Annotated in this window: 10 protein-coding genes; 8 read left to right on the forward strand and 2 right to left on the reverse strand. The window is 63.7% G+C overall.

The features are described from left to right. The first annotated feature begins 116 nt into the window (after window positions 1-116). Window positions 117-7,889, forward strand: a complete 7,773-nt coding sequence (locus tag AC1ROT_RS14600) for a hypothetical protein (RefSeq protein ID WP_492999871.1) — start codon at window positions 117-119, stop codon at window positions 7,887-7,889. Between the two features lie 132 nt (window positions 7,890-8,021). Here the strand turns inward: AC1ROT_RS14600 and hydA are convergent, their stop codons facing one another. Together hydA and AC1ROT_RS14610 are read right to left on the reverse strand one after the other, a co-directional pair. Then, window positions 8,022-9,473 (reverse strand): dihydropyrimidinase, encoded by a 1,452-nt coding sequence (gene hydA, locus AC1ROT_RS14605; RefSeq protein WP_492971846.1) that lies wholly within the window; start codon window positions 9,471-9,473, stop codon window positions 8,022-8,024. Window positions 9,474-9,595: 122 nt separating this feature from the next. Further along, window positions 9,596-10,396: a TetR family transcriptional regulator C-terminal domain-containing protein gene (locus AC1ROT_RS14610; protein WP_492999873.1), complete on the reverse strand. Its 801-nt coding sequence runs from the start codon at window positions 10,394-10,396 to the stop codon at window positions 9,596-9,598. A gap of 177 nt (window positions 10,397-10,573) precedes the next feature. On the opposite strand from AC1ROT_RS14610, the gene AC1ROT_RS14615 reads away from it, so the two are divergent. From AC1ROT_RS14615 to AC1ROT_RS14645, 7 genes are read left to right on the forward strand one after another with little or no spacing between them, the layout of a single operon-like run. Further along, window positions 10,574-11,959 (forward strand): NAD(P)-dependent oxidoreductase, encoded by a 1,386-nt coding sequence (locus AC1ROT_RS14615; protein ID WP_492999874.1) that lies wholly within the window; start codon window positions 10,574-10,576, stop codon window positions 11,957-11,959. Between the two features lie 12 nt (window positions 11,960-11,971). Next, complete coding sequence (preA, locus tag AC1ROT_RS14620; RefSeq protein WP_492971843.1) at window positions 11,972-13,249, forward strand: NAD-dependent dihydropyrimidine dehydrogenase subunit PreA; 1,278 nt, start codon at window positions 11,972-11,974, stop codon at window positions 13,247-13,249. 31 nt (window positions 13,250-13,280) lie between these two features. Further along, entirely contained in the window at window positions 13,281-14,516 is a 1,236-nt protein-coding gene (locus AC1ROT_RS14625; protein ID WP_492999875.1) for a Zn-dependent hydrolase, read from the forward strand. 30 nt (window positions 14,517-14,546) lie between these two features. Next, window positions 14,547-15,410 (forward strand): ABC transporter ATP-binding protein, encoded by an 864-nt coding sequence (locus tag AC1ROT_RS14630; RefSeq protein ID WP_492999876.1) that lies wholly within the window; start codon window positions 14,547-14,549, stop codon window positions 15,408-15,410. Beyond that, window positions 15,391-16,314, forward strand: a complete 924-nt coding sequence (locus AC1ROT_RS14635) for an ABC transporter permease (protein ID WP_492971841.1) — start codon at window positions 15,391-15,393, stop codon at window positions 16,312-16,314. Before AC1ROT_RS14630 ends, AC1ROT_RS14635 begins: the two co-directional genes overlap by 20 nt. Beyond that, entirely contained in the window at window positions 16,311-17,432 is a 1,122-nt protein-coding gene (locus tag AC1ROT_RS14640; protein WP_492999878.1) for an ABC transporter permease, read from the forward strand. Before AC1ROT_RS14635 ends, AC1ROT_RS14640 begins: the two co-directional genes overlap by 4 nt. A 38-nt stretch (window positions 17,433-17,470) precedes the next feature. Beyond that, complete coding sequence (locus AC1ROT_RS14645) at window positions 17,471-18,484, forward strand: ABC transporter substrate-binding protein (protein ID WP_492999880.1); 1,014 nt, start codon at window positions 17,471-17,473, stop codon at window positions 18,482-18,484. Window positions 18,485-18,548: the final 64 nt, after the last annotated feature.

The raw sequence follows: 18,548 nt of genomic DNA on the forward strand, positions 1-18,548 counted from the left end.
TTTTGTACACGATCTGCTTGGCATCAATCATACGCCGAATGCGTGACGTATAATGACAGTCTAAGAGCCCGGCGAAGAATTAACTATTGGTTACCTTCGCGCAGCTAGGATGCAGAATGACCGTTAAATCAGACATCCTTAGCGACGAGCTCAATGCCCTGCCCAAAGACGCCAAAGCGCCACGAGGGCTGGCAGGCGAGGCCGGCACGCTCTCGGCGCCCGGGGATACCGGCAATGGCAGCGACAGCGGCCCGACACTCGGTGCTGTGCATTATGGCACGGTGATCGGTGACGAGCGCAGCTTCCAGCCGGATCAGACGACGATCGCCGGCGGCGAGATTCGCGTCGCCGCATTGGGCGCGAACGTCCAGGATATTTTCCAGACCGATCGGGCATCGGACGATCTCCGTCCGAGCGAGCTTGCCAATGGCGGGGTGCAATCGGCTTTGCTGGATTCCGGCCGGCAGGTCGGCGGTGCCCGCGCGCCGGCATCTGCACCCGCACCGGCAACGGCTGTCGCTGCTGGCGCCGAACAGCAGCAGGCTGCGACCCCCGATGTTGCCGCGCGGGATGTCAACCCGACCGAAACGGCTTCGCTCACGGCCGTCGAGCAGGCTGCGGCCGAGACGGCTGCCGCCATTGCTGCGGATCGCGCGGCCGAGCAGTCGAATATGGGCCGGTCGCCACCGGTGGAAGCCGAAGCGCGTGCCGAACAGGCCGGGATTCTGAATACCACGGCGGAGGCACCGGCTCTTGAAGAGAGCGAAGGGGCATTGACGCCGCCGGAGCCGTTGCCTGAGGACAGTGTGAGCGCGGTGGAGCCATCGCAGCCGCTGCACCTGGGCGCCTCGGGCAATGACCTGTTTGCGGCGACGCCGGCGGCGGAAGTGTTCTCGGGCGACGCCGGCAGCGACACGGTCAGTTATGCCGCTGCCATGGCAGCCGTGACAGCCGATCTTGCTCAGGGCGGCAGCGCCGGTGATGCCGCCGGCGATACCTATATCAGTATCGAGAACCTGACGGGCTCAGCCTATGCCGACAGCCTGAAGGGCGACAGTGCGGCGAATATCCTGGATGGCGGTGCCGGCAACGATACGCTGGTCGGCGGCGCCGGTGCGGATACGCTGGCCGGTGGCACAGGCTCGGACACGGCTGATTATGCAGGCTCTGCTGCGGCGGTGGCTGTCAATCTGGCAACCGGAACCGGCAGCGGCGGTGATGCGCAGGGCGATGTCTTGTCCGGCATCGAAACTGTTGTCGGCTCGGGTTTCGCCGATACGCTGACCGGCGACAGTGCGGCGAATATCCTGGACGGCGGCGCTGGCGACGATACGCTGGTTGGCGGCGCAGGTGCTGACGCGCTGATCGGTGGCGCCGGCACAGATGCTGCGAGCTATGCCGGTTCGGCGTCTGGCGTTTCGGTCAATCTTTCGACCGGTGCGGCCAGCGGCGGCGATGCGGCTGGCGACACCTTGAGCGGCATCGAGAATCTGACTGGCAGCGGTCTTGCCGATACGCTGACTGGCGATTCGGGCGCGAACACCCTGGATGGCGGCGCTGGCGACGACAGTCTGACCGGCGGCACCGGTGGCGATACCCTGACCGGTGGCAGCGGCGTGGATACGGCCAGTTATGCCGGTTCTGCTGCGGGCATTTCGGTCAACCTCGCCACAGGGGCAGCCAGCGGCGGCGACGCCCAGGGCGACACGCTGACCGGCATTGAAAACCTGACCGGCACGGACCATGACGATCTTCTGGCAGGCGATGCCGGTGCCAACCGTCTGGATGGCGGAGTAGGTGACGACAGGCTCAGCGGTGGAGCCGGTGCGGATACCCTGATCGGTGGCAGCGGCAGCGATACGGCCGACTACGCCGCATCCTCGGCGGCTGTCGCGGTCAACCTTTCCACCGGCACCGCCAGCGGCGGCGATGCCGCTGGCGACACCCTGACCGGTATTGAGAACCTGTCCGGCAGTGCACTGGCCGATACCCTGACCGGCGATTCCGGCGCCAACCGCCTTGATGGCGGTGCAGGGGACGATGTTCTGACCGGCGGTGCCGGTGCGGATACACTGATCGGTGGTATTGGGGCCGATACGGCCAGCTATGCCGGTTCTGCTGCGGGTGTTTTGATCAATCTGGCTGCCGGTACGGCTGATGGTGGCGACGCAGCGAGCGATACGCTGAGCAATATCGAGAATCTGACCGGTTCCGCCTTCGATGACACGCTGACGGGCGATGCCGGTGCGAACACGCTGGCTGGCGGTTCAGGCAATGATGTCCTGACCGGCGGTGCCGGTGCGGATACACTGGCCGGTGGCAGCGGCACAGACACAGTCAGCTATGCGGGTTCTGTTTCTGGTGTTGCGGTCAATCTTGCAACGGGTGCGGCCAGCGGCGGTGATGCCACCGGCGATACGCTGAGCGGCATCGAGAATCTGACGGGCTCCGGTCATGCCGATGCCCTGACCGGCGATACGGCTGCGAATATCCTTGATGGCGGCGCCGGCGACGACAGTCTGAGTGGCGGTGCAGGCGCTGACGTCCTGATCGGTGGTGACGGTTCGGATACGGCCAGCTATGCCGGTTCGTCGGCTGGTATCAGCGTGAATCTTTCAACAGGCGCGGCCAGCGGCGGTGACGCAGCGGGCGACACGTTGAGCGGTATCGAGAATCTGACCGGCAGCGCCCTGGCCGATACCCTGACCGGCGATGCGGGCGCGAATATCCTGGATGGTGGCGCCGGCGACGACAGTCTGACCGGCGGCACCGGTGGCGATACCCTGACCGGTGGCAGCGGCGTGGATACGGCCAGTTATGTGGGTTCGTCGGCAGGTGTCAGTGTCAATCTTTCGGCCGGCACCGCCAGCGGCGGCGACGCCCAGGGCGATACGCTGACCGGCATCGAAAATCTGACCGGCTCGGATCATGACGACGCCCTGACCGGCGATGCCGGCGCCAACCGTCTGGATGGCGGTGCGGGTGACGACAAACTCAGCGGCGGTGCCGGCGCCGATACCCTGATCGGCGGCAGCGGTAGCGACACGGCCGACTATGCCGGTTCCTCAGCGGCTGTCACAGTGAACCTCTCCACCGGAGCGGCCAGCAGCGGCGATGCCGCCGGTGACACCCTGAGCGGTATCGAGAACCTGTCCGGCAGTGCGCTGGCCGATACCCTGACCGGCGATGCCGGTGCCAATACCCTGACCGGCGGCGCCGGCAATGACCGGCTCGATGGCGGCCTGGGCGACGATATTCTTGTTGGCGGCACCGGCGCCGACCAGCTGATCGGCGGCACCGGCACGGATACGGCCAGCTATGCCGGTTCGGCAGCGGCGGTGACGGTCAATCTGGCAACCGGCGCCGTCAGTGGCGGCGATGCCACCGGTGATACGCTGACAACCATCGAGAATGTGACGGGCTCCGACCATGCTGACAGCCTGACCGGCAGCACAGCGGCGAATGTCCTGGATGGTGGCGCCGGCGACGATACGCTGACGGGCGCTGCCGGTGCGGATACCTTGATCGGCGGCGCCGGCAGCGATACCGCCAGTTATGCGGCTTCAGCAACAGCCGTCACGGTGGATCTGGCGGCAGGCACCGGATCGGGCGGCGATGCCGCCGGTGATATATTGACCAGCATCGAGAATCTGACCGGCAGCATCAACGCGGATACGCTGAGCGGCGATACGGATGTCAATCGCCTGGATGGCGGTAGCGGTAACGACACGCTGATCGGCCGGGGCGGCGCAGACGTTCTGATTGGCGGCGCCGGCACGGATACGGCCAGCTATGCCGGCTCGTCTTCCGGCGTCACGGTCAATCTCGCGACCGGCACTGGCGCTAGCGGCGATGCCGAAGGCGATACGCTGGCCACCATCGAGAATCTGACCGGTTCCGATCATGCCGATACCCTGACCGGCGATGCCGCTGCCAACCGCCTCGATGGCGGTGCAGGTGACGACACGCTGATCGGCGGCGCGGGTGCGGATGCGCTGGTCGGCGGGACCGGCAGCGATACAGCGGATTATACTGCGTCCACGGCGGCCGTTACGGTCAGCCTGGCTGCCGGCACGGGTACAGGCGGCGATGCCGCCAGCGACACGCTGTCGGGGATCGAGAATCTGATCGGCAGTACCCTGGCCGATACCCTGACCGGCGATGCGGCGGCCAATATCCTGGATGGCGGCGCGGGCAACGATACGCTGGCCGGCGGGGCCGGTGCCGATACGCTGATCGGCGGCACCGGCACGGATACGGCCAGCTATGCGGGTTCGGCAGCAGCAGTCACAGTCGACCTGGCAGCCGGTACCGGATCGGGTGGCGATGCGGCCGGTGATACGCTGGCGGGGATCGAGAATCTCACCGGCAGCATCAATGCCGACACGCTGATCGGCGATGCCGGCGCCAACCGTCTGGATGGCGGCACCGGCAATGACATTCTGACCGGGGGTGGCGGCGCCGACATGCTGATCGGCGGCACCGGCACGGATACGGCCAGCTACACGGGCTCTACCGCGGCTGTCACGGTGAATCTGACCACTGGTCTGGGCAGCGGCGGCGATGCCCAGGGCGATACGCTGGCCACGATCGAGAATGTGACCGGCTCCGATTTCGACGACACGCTGACCGGCGATGCCGCGGCGAACCGCCTGGAAGGCGGTGCCGGCGATGACACCCTGATCGGCGCGGCGGGCTCCGATGTGCTGGTCGGCGGTACCGGCAGCGACACGGCCAGTTATGCCGGTTCGAATACAGCGGTGACGGTCAGTCTGGCGACCGGCGCAGCCACCGGCGGCGATGCGGCCGGCGATACCTTCTCCGGGATCGAGAATCTGACCGGCGGTGGCGGTGCTGATGCTCTGACCGGCGATAGTGGCGCCAATATTCTCGATGGCGGTGCCGGCAACGACACATTGGCTGGCGGCGCCGGCAGCGACACCCTGATCGGCGGCGCCGGCACTGATACGGCCAGTTATGCGGCTTCGGCGGCAGCTGTCACGGTCGACCTTGAAGCTGGCACCGGCCTGGGCGGCGATGCGCAGGGCGACACGCTCGCCACCGTCGAAAATCTGATGGGCAGTGCTTACGCCGATACGCTGACTGGCAGCAGTGGTGCGAACCAGCTGGATGGCGGCGCGGGCGACGACATGCTCGCTGGCGGCGGCGGGGCGGATACTCTGATCGGCGGTACCGGTACTGATACTGCCAGCTATGTGGCCTCGTCGGCCGCCGTGACGGTCAACCTGACGACCGGCACCGGCCTGGGCGGCGATGCCCAGGGCGATACCCTGGCCACCATCGAGAATGTGACCGGTTCCGATTTCAATGACACGCTGACCGGTGGCGCCACCGCCAATACGCTGGATGGCGGAGCGGGTGACGATCTGCTGTCCGGCGGCGCCGGCGCCGACATTTTGATTGGCGGCGCGGGTAGCGATACCGCCAGCTATGCCAGTGCAACGGCCACTGTTGCGGCCAGCCTGGCGACCGGAAGCGGCACGGCCGGCGATGCGGCTGGCGACACGCTGACGGGTATCGAGAATCTGATTGGCGGCAGCGGTGCCGATACCCTGACCGGTAATGCCAGCGACAATGTCATCGATGGCGGCAGCGGCAATGACACGCTAGCGGGCGGTTTGGGCGCGGATACCCTGATCGGCGGTGTTGGCACCGATACCGCCAGCTATGCGGCCTCTGCGGATGCCGTGACGGTTGATCTGGCGGCAGGCACCGGGACGGGCGGCGATGCCGAAGGCGATACGCTGTCAACGATCGAGAATGTCACGGGCAGCGCTTACGTGGATACCCTGACGGGCAACAGCGGTGTGAACCAGTTGGATGGTGGCGCCGGCGACGACACCCTGACGGGTGGCGCTGGTGCCGATATTCTGATCGGCGGTGTGGGTACGGATACGGCCAGCTATAGAGCCTCGTCAGCCGCCGTGACGGTCAATCTGACCACCGGCACCGGCACCGGCGGAGATGCGGCCGGCGATACGCTGGCCACCATCGAAAATGTTACGGGGTCCGATTTCAACGACACCCTGACCGGCAGCGCGACCGCCAATACGCTGGACGGTGGCGCGGGCAACGATACGCTGGCGGGCGGCGCCGGTGCCGATATCCTGATCGGCGGTGCGGGCAACGATACTGCCAGTTATGCCAGCGCCACTGCGACGGTTGCCGTCAGCCTGGCTGCTGGAACCGGCAGCAGCGGCGATGCTGCCGGCGACATCCTGACCGGTATCGAGAATCTGGTCGGCGGCAGTGGTAACGACACCCTTACCGGCGACGATGCGGTGAACAGCCTAGATGGCGGCAGCGGTAACGACACCCTGATCGGCGGCGTTGGTGCCGATACCCTGATCGGCGGCGTCGGCACCGATACGGCCAGCTATGCCGGCTCGACCGCGGCGGTCACCGTGAATCTTCTCACCGGCACAGGAGCCGGCGGCGATGCCGAAGGCGATACGCTCGCCACTATCGAGAATGTCACCGGCTCCGATCATGCCGATACCCTGACGGGCAATACGACCGTCAATCGCCTCGATGGCGGGGCGGGCGATGATCTGCTGGTTGGCGGTGGCGGCGCGGATGTGCTGGTTGGCGGCACCGGTACCGATACGGCCAGCTATGCGGCCTCGACGGCGGCGGTGACGGTCAGCCTTGCAGCAGGCACTGGTAGCGGCGGCGATGCGCAAGGCGATAGCTTGTCCGGTATCGAAATCCTGATCGGCAGCGCTCTGGCCGATACCCTGACCGGTGACGCCAACGCGAATACGCTCGATGGCGGCGCTGGTGCCGATACCCTGGTTGGCGGCGCCGGCGCCGATATCCTGATCGGCGGTGCCGGGATCGATACGGCCAGCTATGCGGCATCGTCCACAGCCGTCACTGTCGATCTTGCGGCTGGCACCGGCAGCGGTGGCGATGCGGCCGGCGATACGCTCAGTGGCATCGAGAACCTGATCGGCAGCAGCAGCGCGGATACGCTGACCGGCGATGCGACTGCCAATCGCCTCGATGGCGGCACCGGCAATGATATTCTCACGGGCGGCGCCGGGGCGGATGCGTTGATCGGCGGTACCGGCACGGATACGGCCAGCTATGCCGGCTCAACGGCCGGCGTTACCGTCAATCTGACGACGGGCGTAGGCACCGGTGGCGATGCCCAGGGCGACACGCTGGCGACCATCGAAAACCTGACCGGCTCGGATTTCAGCGACACCCTGACCGGCGATGCTGCGGCCAACCGTCTGGATGGCGGCGCGGGCGACGATGTTCTGAATGGCGGCGGTGGCGCGGATGTGCTGGTTGGCGGTGCTGGCAACGACACGGCCAGCTATGCCGGCTCGAATACGGTGGTCACTATCAATCTTGCGACCGGCGTGGCCACTGGCGGCAATGCGGCCGGCGATACCTTCTCCGGTATCGAGAATCTGACCGGCGGCGGCGGCAACGACACGCTGACCGGCGATGCCGGCGACAATATTCTTGACGGTGCGGTCGGCAACGACGCGCTGACCGGCGGTGCAGGAAATGACACGCTGATCGGTGCCGCCGGCACCGATACCCTGACCGGTGGCCTCGGCGACGACATCATCTATGGCGGCGATGGCGCCGATACGGCCTATTTCGCGGCCGGCTGGGGTCAGGATCATTTTTCCGGCGGTGTCGGCGGCGGCTGGACCGATACGATCTATGTCAACAGCGTCTCGGCCGGCCCGGGCTTTGGCGGCTGGACCGTCACGCTGGCGGACGGCTCGCTGATTACCAATGCCACCGCCCATGGGACCCTGACCTTTGGCACCGATGTCTCCGGCACGGTTACAATGGCCGATGGCAGTGAAATGACCTTCGAGGGTGTCGAGCGCCTGCAATGGTAATGGGCTGACAACCTGAGTCCGCGGCGCCGGGCAATATGGGCGATTTTTTCTGCTTTCCTTGGCCGGTTCCTGCAACTCTATGATGATGCCGGATGAACTGCGCCGTGAAGGCGCAGTTCGATCGCTGCAATGCTATTCTGCGGCGCTGCGCAGCACCGGCTTGGGCTGTTCCAGGGCGGCCTTGCGATTCAGCGCATCGTAATAGGGCGCGAAAGGCGGGCGGTTGATATAGCGACCGCTGCCCTTCACGGTGCGGACGTCCCCGTCCTTGTAGACGATCTTGCCCTGCGAGATCGTCACCGTGTTGATGCCTTCGACCTCCATCCCCTCGAAGATATTGAAGTCGATCTTCTGGTGGTGGGTTTTGGCTGAGATGCGGCGGGTCTTCTTCGGGTCCCAGACTACCAGATCGGCATCGGCGCCAGGCTGGATCACGCCCTTGCGTGGATACAGGTTGAAGATCTTGGCGGCATTGGCCGAAGTGACGGCGACGAATTCATTCGGCGTCAGACGACCCTTGTTGACGCCATGATGCCACAGCACATGCATGCGGTCTTCGACGCCGCCGGTGCCGTTCGGGATCTTGGTGAAGTCGTTGCGGCCCATCGCCTTCTGGTCGGCGCAGAAGCAGCAATGATCGGTCGCCGTTGTCTGCAGATGGCCGGCCTGCAGGGCGCGCCACAAAACAGCCTGGTGCTCCTTGGCGCGGAAGGGCGGGCTCATCACGTAAGCTGCGGCCGTGGCGAAATCGGGGTTGCGGTAGACGCTGTCGTCGACCAGCAGATGGCCGGCCAAAGCCTCGCCGAAGACGCGCTGGCCTTCGTTGCGGGCCCGGATAATGGCTTCCACCGACTCGCGGCAGGAATTGTGCACGATATAGAGCGGCACGTTCAGCACCTGGGCGATGCGGATGGCGCGGTTGGCGGCCTCGCCCTCGACCTCGGGGGGGCGCGACAACGGATGGCCTTCGGGTCCGGTGATGCCGGCCTTGAGGATCTCTTTCTGCAGGTGGAAAACCAGTTCGCCATTCTCGGCGTGCACGGTGCAGAGCGCGCCGAGTTCACGGGCGCGCAGGAAGCTGTTCACCAGCACCTCGTCCTCGCACATGATGGCGTTCTTGTAGGCCATGAAATGCTTGAAGCTGTTGACGCCATGCTCCTGCACCAGTGTGCCCATGTCCTTCTGGACGCTTTCATCCCACCAGGTGATGGCGACATGGAAACTGTAATCGGCAGCGGATTTCTCCGACCAGCCACGCCATTTCTTGTAGGCCGAGAGGATGTTTTCCTGCGGGTCGGGGATGACGAAGTCGATGATCATGGTGGTGCCGCCGACCAGGCCGGCAGTGGTGCCGGAGAAGAAATCCTCCGACGCTGTCGTGCCCATGAAAGGCAGTTCCATATGGGTATGCGGGTCAATGCCGCCCGGCATGACATAGGCGCCACCGGCGTCCACGACCTCGGCACCGGCCGGCGTTTCCAGATTGGCGCCGACGGCTTTGATCGTGCCGCCATCAATCAGCACATCGGCCCGCTGACTGAAATCCGCGTTGACGACTGTACCCCCGCGTACCAAGACCGCCATCTTAGCCTCCCACAGCTTTGCGACGTTTAACCCATTCACTCATGGCCTGACCAAACGGTCAAGAAAATCGTTGCAGCTTCAAACTGCGCAATCGCGCGGCGGCCTGCATAGATTATCGGCATTCAGCGCCGCACTTTCATCTTCACGCCGAGGCCGCTGAGAATCAGGCTACGGACGGTTTCGGTAGCGTTGCTGAACACGGCATCATCAAGGCTTTTCTTGTCCAGAACCGCGCCGATCTGGGCCGCGAAGTCGGCGTAATGCTGGGTCATCGCCCAGATCGTGAACAGTAGATGCGCCGGGTCAATCGGCCTGATCTTGCCGGCGGCGATCCAGCCATCGATCACCGTGCTTTTCTCTTTTACCAGCCGGCGCAAGCGGTTGCGCAGAAAGGGCTGCACATGGCGGGCACCGCCGATCACTTCGATGGCCCAGAGGCGCGACGGTTCGGGAGACCGCTGCGAGGCCGCCATTTTGCGCGCGATATAGTTGCCGAGTGCTGTTGCGGGATCGGCATCGGGCTGGATTTCCTCATCCAGCGCATCGAGCCAGACGCCCAGGATGGCATCGAGCACGCTGGCATACAGATCCTGCTTGGTGCGGAAATAATAGTGCAGGTTGGCTTTGGGCACTCCGGCCTTGACGGCGATCTCCGCGGTGCTGGTGCCAGCGAAGCCTTTCTTGGCAAAGACAGATTCAGCAGCCTTGAGTATTTTCTCAACGTTGCGGCGACGGATTGCACCAGCCTGCCCGTTGCCATTGCCGGCATCGTCATTCGCCGCCCGATTGCGCGTCGTCTTCTTTTGGATCGCTTTGCCTGCCATTCCGTTCCGGTATCCGTTTTGCCCAAGCGGCGTGCAAATGCACAGCGGTGATGCAGATTCCTTATGCGGATTACATCGGCGCATCAGCGCCTGCTGCAATCACGCGGACATAACAAAATCCGGACTTGACCGTTTGGTCAAGAAAATCCTAGCCTCGCCATGCAATGCAGGAAGAGCGGCAGCGTTGAGAGCGCGGCGGCATTCTTTTTGCGAAGCATGGTTCGATGAGGGATCGATCCGTGCAGATGTCGACGCAGACCTACGGGGGAGCAGGTCATGGCGAACGAGCATGAAGTCAGTGGTGCATCCACCGCCCCGGACATCCGGCCGGGAAGGCTGACACCCAGTGATTATGAGGCGCATTTCGATGCGGCAGTGCCGTCCCTGGACCAGCAGGCGGCTCTGATCGAATCGAACCGCTGCTATTTCTGCTATGACGCGCCCTGTATAGAGGCCTGCCCGACCGGCATCGATATTCCGGGGTTTATCCGCAAGATTGCCAGCGGTAACGTCGCCGGCGCTGCGCTCCGCATCTACGAACAGAATATCTTCGGCGGCTCCTGTGCGCGTGTCTGCCCGACCGAAATCCTGTGCGAACGCTCCTGCGTACGTATGACCGAGGAAAGCAAGCCCATCCCGATCGGACTGTTACAGCGTTACGCCACCGATCATGGCACGGCCGCAAACCAGCACCCGTTCACCCGTGCCGCCTCCACCGGAAACCGCATTGCCGTGGTTGGTGGCGGCCCGGCCGGACTGGCCTGCGCCCATCGCCTGGCGCTGCTGGGCCATGACGTGACGGTGTTCGAGGCTCGGCCGCTTCTGGGCGGCCTGAACAGCACAGGCGTGGCGGAATACAAGGTGCCGCATGGCTATGCCGGCCGTGAGATCGATTTTGTGCTCGGCATCGGCGGCATCACGGTGGAAACAGGCAAGATGCTGGGTCGCGATATCCGGCTCTCCGCCCTGCGTCGTGACTATGACGCGGTATTCCTCGGGCTTGGCCTTGGGGCCGTGAAAGCGCTGGACTGCGATGGTGAGGTCCTGCAGGGCGTCATGAATGCTGTCGATTACATTGCCGATCTGCGCCAGGCGGAAGACCTGTCGGCGCTGCCGGTGGGGCGACGTGTCGTCGTGATCGGCGGTGGCAATACCGCCATCGATATTGCCGTGCAGATCAAGCGGCTGGGCGCCGAGGAAGTGACTCTGGTCTACCGCCGCGGTGCGGAGAGCATGAGCGCCACTGACCATGAACAGGCTTTTGCCAAGGAAAACGGCGTTGTAATCCGCCTCTGGGCGCAGCCGGTGCGGCTGGACGGCGAGGGCGGCCATGTGCGCCGCGCCATTTTCGAATACACCGCATTGAAGGACGGCACGCTGACGGGCACTGGCGAGACCTTCGCCCTGGACGCCGACATGGTCTTCAAGGCCATCGGTCAGACCTTTGTGGCGGATCCGCTTAGCGAGAGCGGCCGCGAGTTGCTACAGCTGAAACAGGGCCGCATCATCGCCGATGCCGAGGGCCGCACCTCTCTGGAGAAGGTCTGGGCCGGTGGCGACTGCGTTGCCGGTGGGCAGGACCTGACGGTTGCTGCCGTGCAGGCCGGCAAACTCGCTGCCGAATCGATCAATCGTGCGCTGATCCAGCGCGCGGCAGCCTGAGGGAGGTGCATCATGGCCAGTCTCAGCAGCAGCTTTGCCGGTATTCGCTCCCCCAATCCCTTCTGGCTCGCTTCGGCGCCGCCGACCGACAAGGCCTATAATGTCGTGCGCGCCTTTCAGGCCGGCTGGGGCGGTGTCGTATGGAAGACCCTGGGCGAAGACGGTCCGCCGATCGTCAATGTCTCCTCGCGGTATGGCGCCTATTCCTACAAGGGCAATCGTGTTGCCGGCCTGAACAATATCGAACTGATCACCGATCGGCCGCTGGAGATCAACCTGCAGGAAATCAAGCAGGTCAAGCGCGACTGGCCGGACCGGGCCCTGGTGGTGTCGCTGATGGTGCCTTGCGAGGAGGATGCCTGGAAGGCAATCCTGAAGCGCGTGGAGGATACCGGCGCCGATGGCGTCGAGCTGAATTTCGGCTGCCCCCATGGCATGCCGGAACGCGGCATGGGCGCTGCCGTCGGCCAGGTGCCGGACTATGTCGAGATGGTCACCCGCTGGTGCAAACAGTACAGCCGCATGCCGGTGATCGTGAAGCTCACACCCAATATCACCAATATTCTGGGGCCGGCGCGCGCAGCTGTGCGCGGCGGCGCCGATGCCGTCAGCCTGATCAATACCATCAACTCCATTGTGAGCGTCGATCTCGACGTGATGGCGCCCACGCCGACCGTGGATGGCAAGGGCACTTCCGGGGGCTATTGCGGTCCGGCCGTGAAGCCTATTGCGTTGAACATGGTGGCGCAGATCGCCCGCGATCCGGAATGCCACGGCATTCCGATTTCCGGGATTGGTGGCATCGAGAGCTGGCGCGATGCAGCGGAGTTCATGGCACTGGGTGCGGGGAACGTGCAGGTCTGCACCGCGGCCATGCATTACGGTTTCCGCATCGTCGACGATATGGCGGATGGCCTCGCACGTTGGATGGATGACAAGGCCTATGGCGGGCTGGATGCCTTCCGCGGCCTGGCGGTGCCCAATATCACCGAGTGGAAAAATCTCAACCTGGCCTATCAGATCGTTGCCGAGATCGATCAGAACAAATGCATCAAATGCGGTCTGTGCCATATCGCCTGTGAGGATACCTCGCATCAGGCGATCACGGCCGGCCGCGCCGATGGCGGGCGCGTATACAGCGTTGTCGATGCCGACTGCGTCGGCTGTAACCTGTGCCTGCATGTCTGCCCGGTCGAAGGCTGCATCACTATGAAGCGCGTGGATGACGGCAGCATTTACCAGAACTGGACCCAGCACCCGAATAACCCGATGCGGGCGGCTGCCGAATAGGCCGTCGGCCGGAGATTGAAGGAGTATGGCAATGGCGAGTGCAAAGAATATCCAGGTCAATCAGGATCGCCTGTGGGACAGCCTGATGGAAATGGCCAAGATCGGCGCAACGGCCAAGGGTGGTTGCGCGCGACTGGCGCTTACTGACCTGGATCGCGAGGGGCGGGACCTTTTCGTGCGCTGGTGCAAGGACGCCGGCTGCACCATCAGCGTCGATCGCATGGGCAATATTTTTGCGCGCCGTCCGGGCCGCAACAATGACCTACCGCCGGTGGTGACCGGCAGTCATCTCGACACCCAGCCGACCGGTGGCAAATTCGATGGCGTCTACGGCGTGCTGGCGGGACTTGAAGTGATTCGTACCCTCAACGACCATAATTTCGAAACCGAAGCACCCGTGGAGGTATCGGTCTGGACCAATGAAGAAGGCTCGCGTTTCGCGCCGGCCATGGTGGCATCAGGTGTTTTCGCCGGCGTCTTCACCGAAGAATACGGACACAGCCGCGCCGATCTGGATGGCAAGACCATCGGCGACGAGCTGAAGCGCATCGGCTATTTCGGCGATCTGCCGGTCGGTGGGCGCAAGTTCAAGGCCTTCTTCGAGGCCCATATCGAGCAGGGCCCGATCCTGGAAGCCGACCAGAAAACCATCGGTGTCGTGCAGGGTATTCAGGGCATACGCTGGTTCGAGGTGACGGTGACCGGTGCGGAAAGCCATGCCGGCACGACGCCGATGCCGCGGCGCAAGGATGCGATGCTGGGCTGTGCGCGTATCGTGGAACGGGTGAATGCCATTGCGCTTGCAAACAAGCCGGGCGTTTCCACGGTAGGCCTGGTGAAAGTCAGTCCGAATTCGCGCAACACCATCCCGGGAACGGTCTTCTTCACCGTTGACCTGCGTCATCCTTTCGAGGACGACCTGGCCAGGATGTCCAAGGCGTTGCATACGGCTTGCGCTGGGGTCTGCGGCGACCTTGGCCTGACCTATGAGTGCAAGGAAATCTGGAATTCGCCGGCGATCCATTATGACAAGGAGTGCATTGCTGCCGTGCGGAAGGCAGCCGAAGAATCTGGCTATGCTCATCGCGACATTGTCTCGGGCGCTGGCCACGATGCCGGCTATATCAGCCGTGTGGCCCCGACCGGCATGGTCTTCGTGCCTTGTGCCGACGGCATCAGTCATAACGAAGTGGAATCGGCCACGCCGACAGACCTTGCCGCCGGTTGCAACGTGCTGCTCCGGGCGATGCTGGTCCATGCGGCCTGAACGGACAGACAGGCGGCAATGGCTGTAGCCATGGAACAGTCCGATATGACATCCGCGGCGAAGGCTATGCCGGTGGCGGCTGCGGCTGCGGCTGCGGCTGCGGCTGTGACGCCGGCGGTCGAGATTGCAGGCGTGAATCTGGTGTTCCAGACTGCTGATACACCGGTCTATGCACTATCAGACGTGAATCTCACCATCGGCCGGGGGGAGTTCGTGTCCTTCATTGGTCCGTCCGGTTGTGGAAAGACCACATTGCTGCGCGTGATCGCCGATCTGCAGCAGGTGACGGGCGGTACGGTGCAGGTGAACGGTGTCAGTCCGGAAACCGCACGACTGGATCGGGCCTATGGCTATGTCTTCCAGGCGCCGGCGCTCTATCCCTGGCGCAGTGTCGAGCGGAATATCACGCTGCCGCTGGAAATCATCGGTTTGCCCAAGGCGGAGCGGCTGGCGCGGGCGAAGCGGGTGCTTGACCTGGTCAATCTCACCGGATTCGAAAAGAAATTCCCCTGGCAGCTTTCGGGCGGCATGCAGCAGCGCGTCTCCATTGCGCGCGCCTTGTCGGTCGATCCTGAACTCCTGCTGATGGATGAACCGTTTGGCGCGCTGGATGAAATTATTCGCGATCATCTGAACGAACAGCTGCTTGGCCTGTGGCGGCGCACCGGCAAGACGCTGCTGTTTGTCACCCATTCGATCCCGGAGGCCGTCTTCCTCTCCACCAAGATCGTGGTGATGAGTCCGAGACCTGGCCGGATCATCGATGTGATCGACAGCAACCTGCCGCGCGACCGCCGGCTCGATATCCGCGAGACGCCGGAATTCGTTGCCATTGCCCATCGGGTGCGCGAAGGCCTTCGGGCGGGACACAGCTATGACGACCATCAGGTCTGAGATACCGGCTGCTGCCGCATTTTCGACCCGGCTGCGACACGGGGCGGCGCTGCCGATTCTGACCGTCCTGCTGTTTATTCTGGGGGCCTGGTATATCGGGACGGTCAAGCTGAATGCTCCGCAGGTGCTGGACCGTTACGAGCGTGCCGGTCGTGCGGCCTGGACCTGGAGTGATCTGGTCCGTGACACCATGGAGATGGAGCGGCCGGTGCTGCCGGCGCCGCATCAGGTGGTGGCGGAACTGGATCGTACGGTGCTGCAAACTGCAGTCACCTCGCGCCGCAGCCTCGTTTACCATGCCTGGGTCACACTGGAATCCGCCCTGGTCGGTTTCGCGCTTGGCACCTTGCTGGGCATCGGCCTTGCCATTGCCATCGTCCATGTCGCCAGCCTGCAACGCGCCCTGATGCCCTGGATCATCGCCTCGCAGACCGTGCCGATCCTGGCCATTGCGCCGATGATCGTGGTGGTACTCGGCTCGCTTGGCATGGTCGGGCTGCTGCCGAAGTCGATCATTTCCGCTTATCTGTGCTTCTTCCCGGTCACCATCGGCATGGTGAAGGGGCTCACCTCGCCCGAACCGATCCATCTGGATCTGATGCGCACCTATTCCGCATCCACCGGCCAGACCCTGCGTTATCTGCGCATGCCGGCCTCGCTGCCATTCCTGTTTACCAGCCTGAAGGTGGCGATTTCCCTGGCTGTGGTTGGCGCCATCGTCGGCGAATTGCCGACCGGTGCGCAGGCCGGTCTCGGCGCGCGTCTGCTGGCCGGATCCTATTACGGCCAGACCGTGCAGATCTGGTCTGCGCTGATTATGGCGGCGATCCTGGCCGGCACCTGTGTCGGCCTCATCGGTGCGATCCAGCGCGGCATCGCCCGTCGCTTCGGGGAGGCGGCATGACAACGGCGCGCCGTCGCGATGGTGTTCTGGCGCTGGCCCTGCTTTGCAGCGTTGGCGCGTTATTTTTGCCGTTAGGCAATACCGGCTGGCTATTACAGCCGGTATTGTTGGCGATCTGGCTGGCCGTGCTGATGGCTATGGCTGTCTTCGTCCTGCGGCCGCCTGCGACCTCTGTCGGTTCCGGCCTTTCGGTGACGGCCAGTATTGCCGGCGCTATCGTGCTTTACGGACTGATGCTGCGCGGAGCAAAGAGTTTTGATGCCGCGGGCCTTTGGTGCGGCCTGTTCGCTCTCGGCCTGCTGGTCTGGCGCGCATTGGAGCGCGTCAGCGTTCTGGTTGCGGCCAGGCGCGGGCTGATCGCCGCCAGCCTCGCGCCGCTGCTGTTCGGACTGTGGCTGCTTTATCTGTGGGAAATGATCGTGGTCGGTTTCGCTGTGCCGGCCGTGTTGCTGCCGCCGCCCAGCGCCATCGGTCACGCCATCTGGGCGAACCTGCCGATCCTGGGCGTCGATTTCATGCAGACTTTCGTTCGTGCCGTCATCCCAGGCTTTATTATGGGGTCGACCGCAGGCTTCCTGCTGGGCGTTCTGGTTGACCGCGTACCATTCCTGCAGCGCGGGCTCCTACCGGTCGGCAATCTGGTCAGTGCGCTGCCGATCATCGGCGTGGCGCCGATCATGGTGATGTGGTTCGGCTTCGACTGGCAGTCGAAGGCTGCCGTCGTCGTGATCATGACCTTTTTCCCGATGCTGGTGAACACCATTGCCGGGCTGAATGCGCTGGGTCGTATGGAGCGTGATCTAATGACGACCTATGCCGCCAGTTATCTGCAGACGCTGCTGAGCGCGCGGCTGCCGGCCGCGCTGCCATTCGTTTTCAATGCCCTGAAAATCAACGCGACGCTGTCGCTGATTGGCGCCATCGTGGCTGAATTCTTTGGCACCCCGATCATTGGCATGGGCTTCCGTATATCGACCGAAGTCGGCCGCATGAACATTCCCACCGTCTGGGCCACCATTGCGGTGGCGGCCCTCGCCGGTTCGGCCAGCTACGGCCTAATCGCGCTGGTCGAACGGTGGCTGACCTTCTGGCATCCCTCATTCCGTAAAGCGTCTTAACAGTCTTACCGAGTTCCAGACAGGAGAGGAGAATACCAATGAAACACAGTGCAATTCTCGGGCTGACCCTGGGGGCAGCCGTCATGGCGGCAGGGAGTTCGGCGCTCGCCGCAGACAAGTTCACCATTCAGTTGAAATGGGTGACGCAGTCGCAATTCGCCGGCTATTACGTCGCCAAGGACAAGGGCTTCTACAAGGAAGTCGACCTTGATGTCACCGTGAAGCCGGGCGGCCCGGATATCGCGCCGCCGCAGGTGATGGCAGCCGGCGGTGCCGATGCGATCATCGACTGGATGCCGTCGGCGCTGGCCAGCCGTGAGAAAGGCGTGCCGCTGGTCAACGTGTCGCAGACCTTCCAGAAGTCGGGCATGATGCTGACCTGCTCGAAGGCCAGCGGCGTGAAGACGCCGGCAGATTTCCCTGGCCGTACGCTGGGCGTCTGGTTCTATGGCAATGAGTATCCCTTCCTGACCTGGATGGCGAAGCTTGGCGTGCCGACCGATGGCAGCGCCAAGGGCGTCAAGGTGCTGAAACAGGGCTTCAACGTCGATCCGATCATCCAGAAGCAGGCCGATTGCGTCTCGACCATGACCTACAATGAATACTGGCAGGTCATCGATGCCGGCTTCAAAACCGACGATCTCATCGTGTTCAAGTACAGCGAACAGGGCGTTGGCACGATGGAAGACGGCATTTATGCCAACGGCGCGAAGCTCGGCGATGCGGCTTATGCTGATCGTCTGGCGCGTTTCGTCGCGGCCTCGAACAAAGGCTGGGACTGGGCGGTGAAGAATCCAGATGCGGCAGCCAAGGTCGTGCTGGATAACGACACCACCGGCGCGCAGACGGAAAAGCACCAGAAACGCATGATGGGCGAGATCGCCAAGCTGGTCGAAGGCTCGAAGATGGGCACCGGCTATCTCGATCCGGCTGATTTCAACCGGACGGTGGATATCCTCTTGTCAGTGAAGTCGGATCCGGTGATTACCAAGAAGCCGGACGGCGCCTGGACCCATGCCGTATTCGAGGCGTCGAAGAAATACGTCAAGTAGTCTGTTCGGTGGGGTAAAACCCGCCTGATAATCGCGGCGGCGGCGCAGGAATGCGTCGCCGCTT

It is taken from the genome of Ferrovibrio sp. GW821-FHT12E11 (assembly GCF_058806975.1).

Bases quoted from the DNA above. Each gene is read 5' to 3' on its own strand.
- AC1ROT_RS14600 (WP_492999871.1), top strand. From the start codon at position 117: ATGACCGTTAAATCAGACATCCTTAGCGACGAGCTCAATGCCCTGCCC.
- hydA (WP_492971846.1), bottom strand. From the start codon at position 9,473: ATGGCGGTCTTGGTACGCGGGGGTACAGTCGTCAACGCGGATTTCAGT.
- AC1ROT_RS14615 (WP_492999874.1), top strand. From the start codon at position 10,574: ATGGCGAACGAGCATGAAGTCAGTGGTGCATCCACCGCCCCGGACATC.
- preA (WP_492971843.1), top strand. From the start codon at position 11,972: ATGGCCAGTCTCAGCAGCAGCTTTGCCGGTATTCGCTCCCCCAATCCC.
- AC1ROT_RS14625 (WP_492999875.1), top strand. From the start codon at position 13,281: ATGGCGAGTGCAAAGAATATCCAGGTCAATCAGGATCGCCTGTGGGAC.
- AC1ROT_RS14630 (WP_492999876.1), top strand. From the start codon at position 14,547: ATGGAACAGTCCGATATGACATCCGCGGCGAAGGCTATGCCGGTGGCG.
- AC1ROT_RS14635 (WP_492971841.1), top strand. From the start codon at position 15,391: ATGACGACCATCAGGTCTGAGATACCGGCTGCTGCCGCATTTTCGACC.
- AC1ROT_RS14640 (WP_492999878.1), top strand. From the start codon at position 16,311: ATGACAACGGCGCGCCGTCGCGATGGTGTTCTGGCGCTGGCCCTGCTT.
- AC1ROT_RS14645 (WP_492999880.1), top strand. From the start codon at position 17,471: ATGAAACACAGTGCAATTCTCGGGCTGACCCTGGGGGCAGCCGTCATG.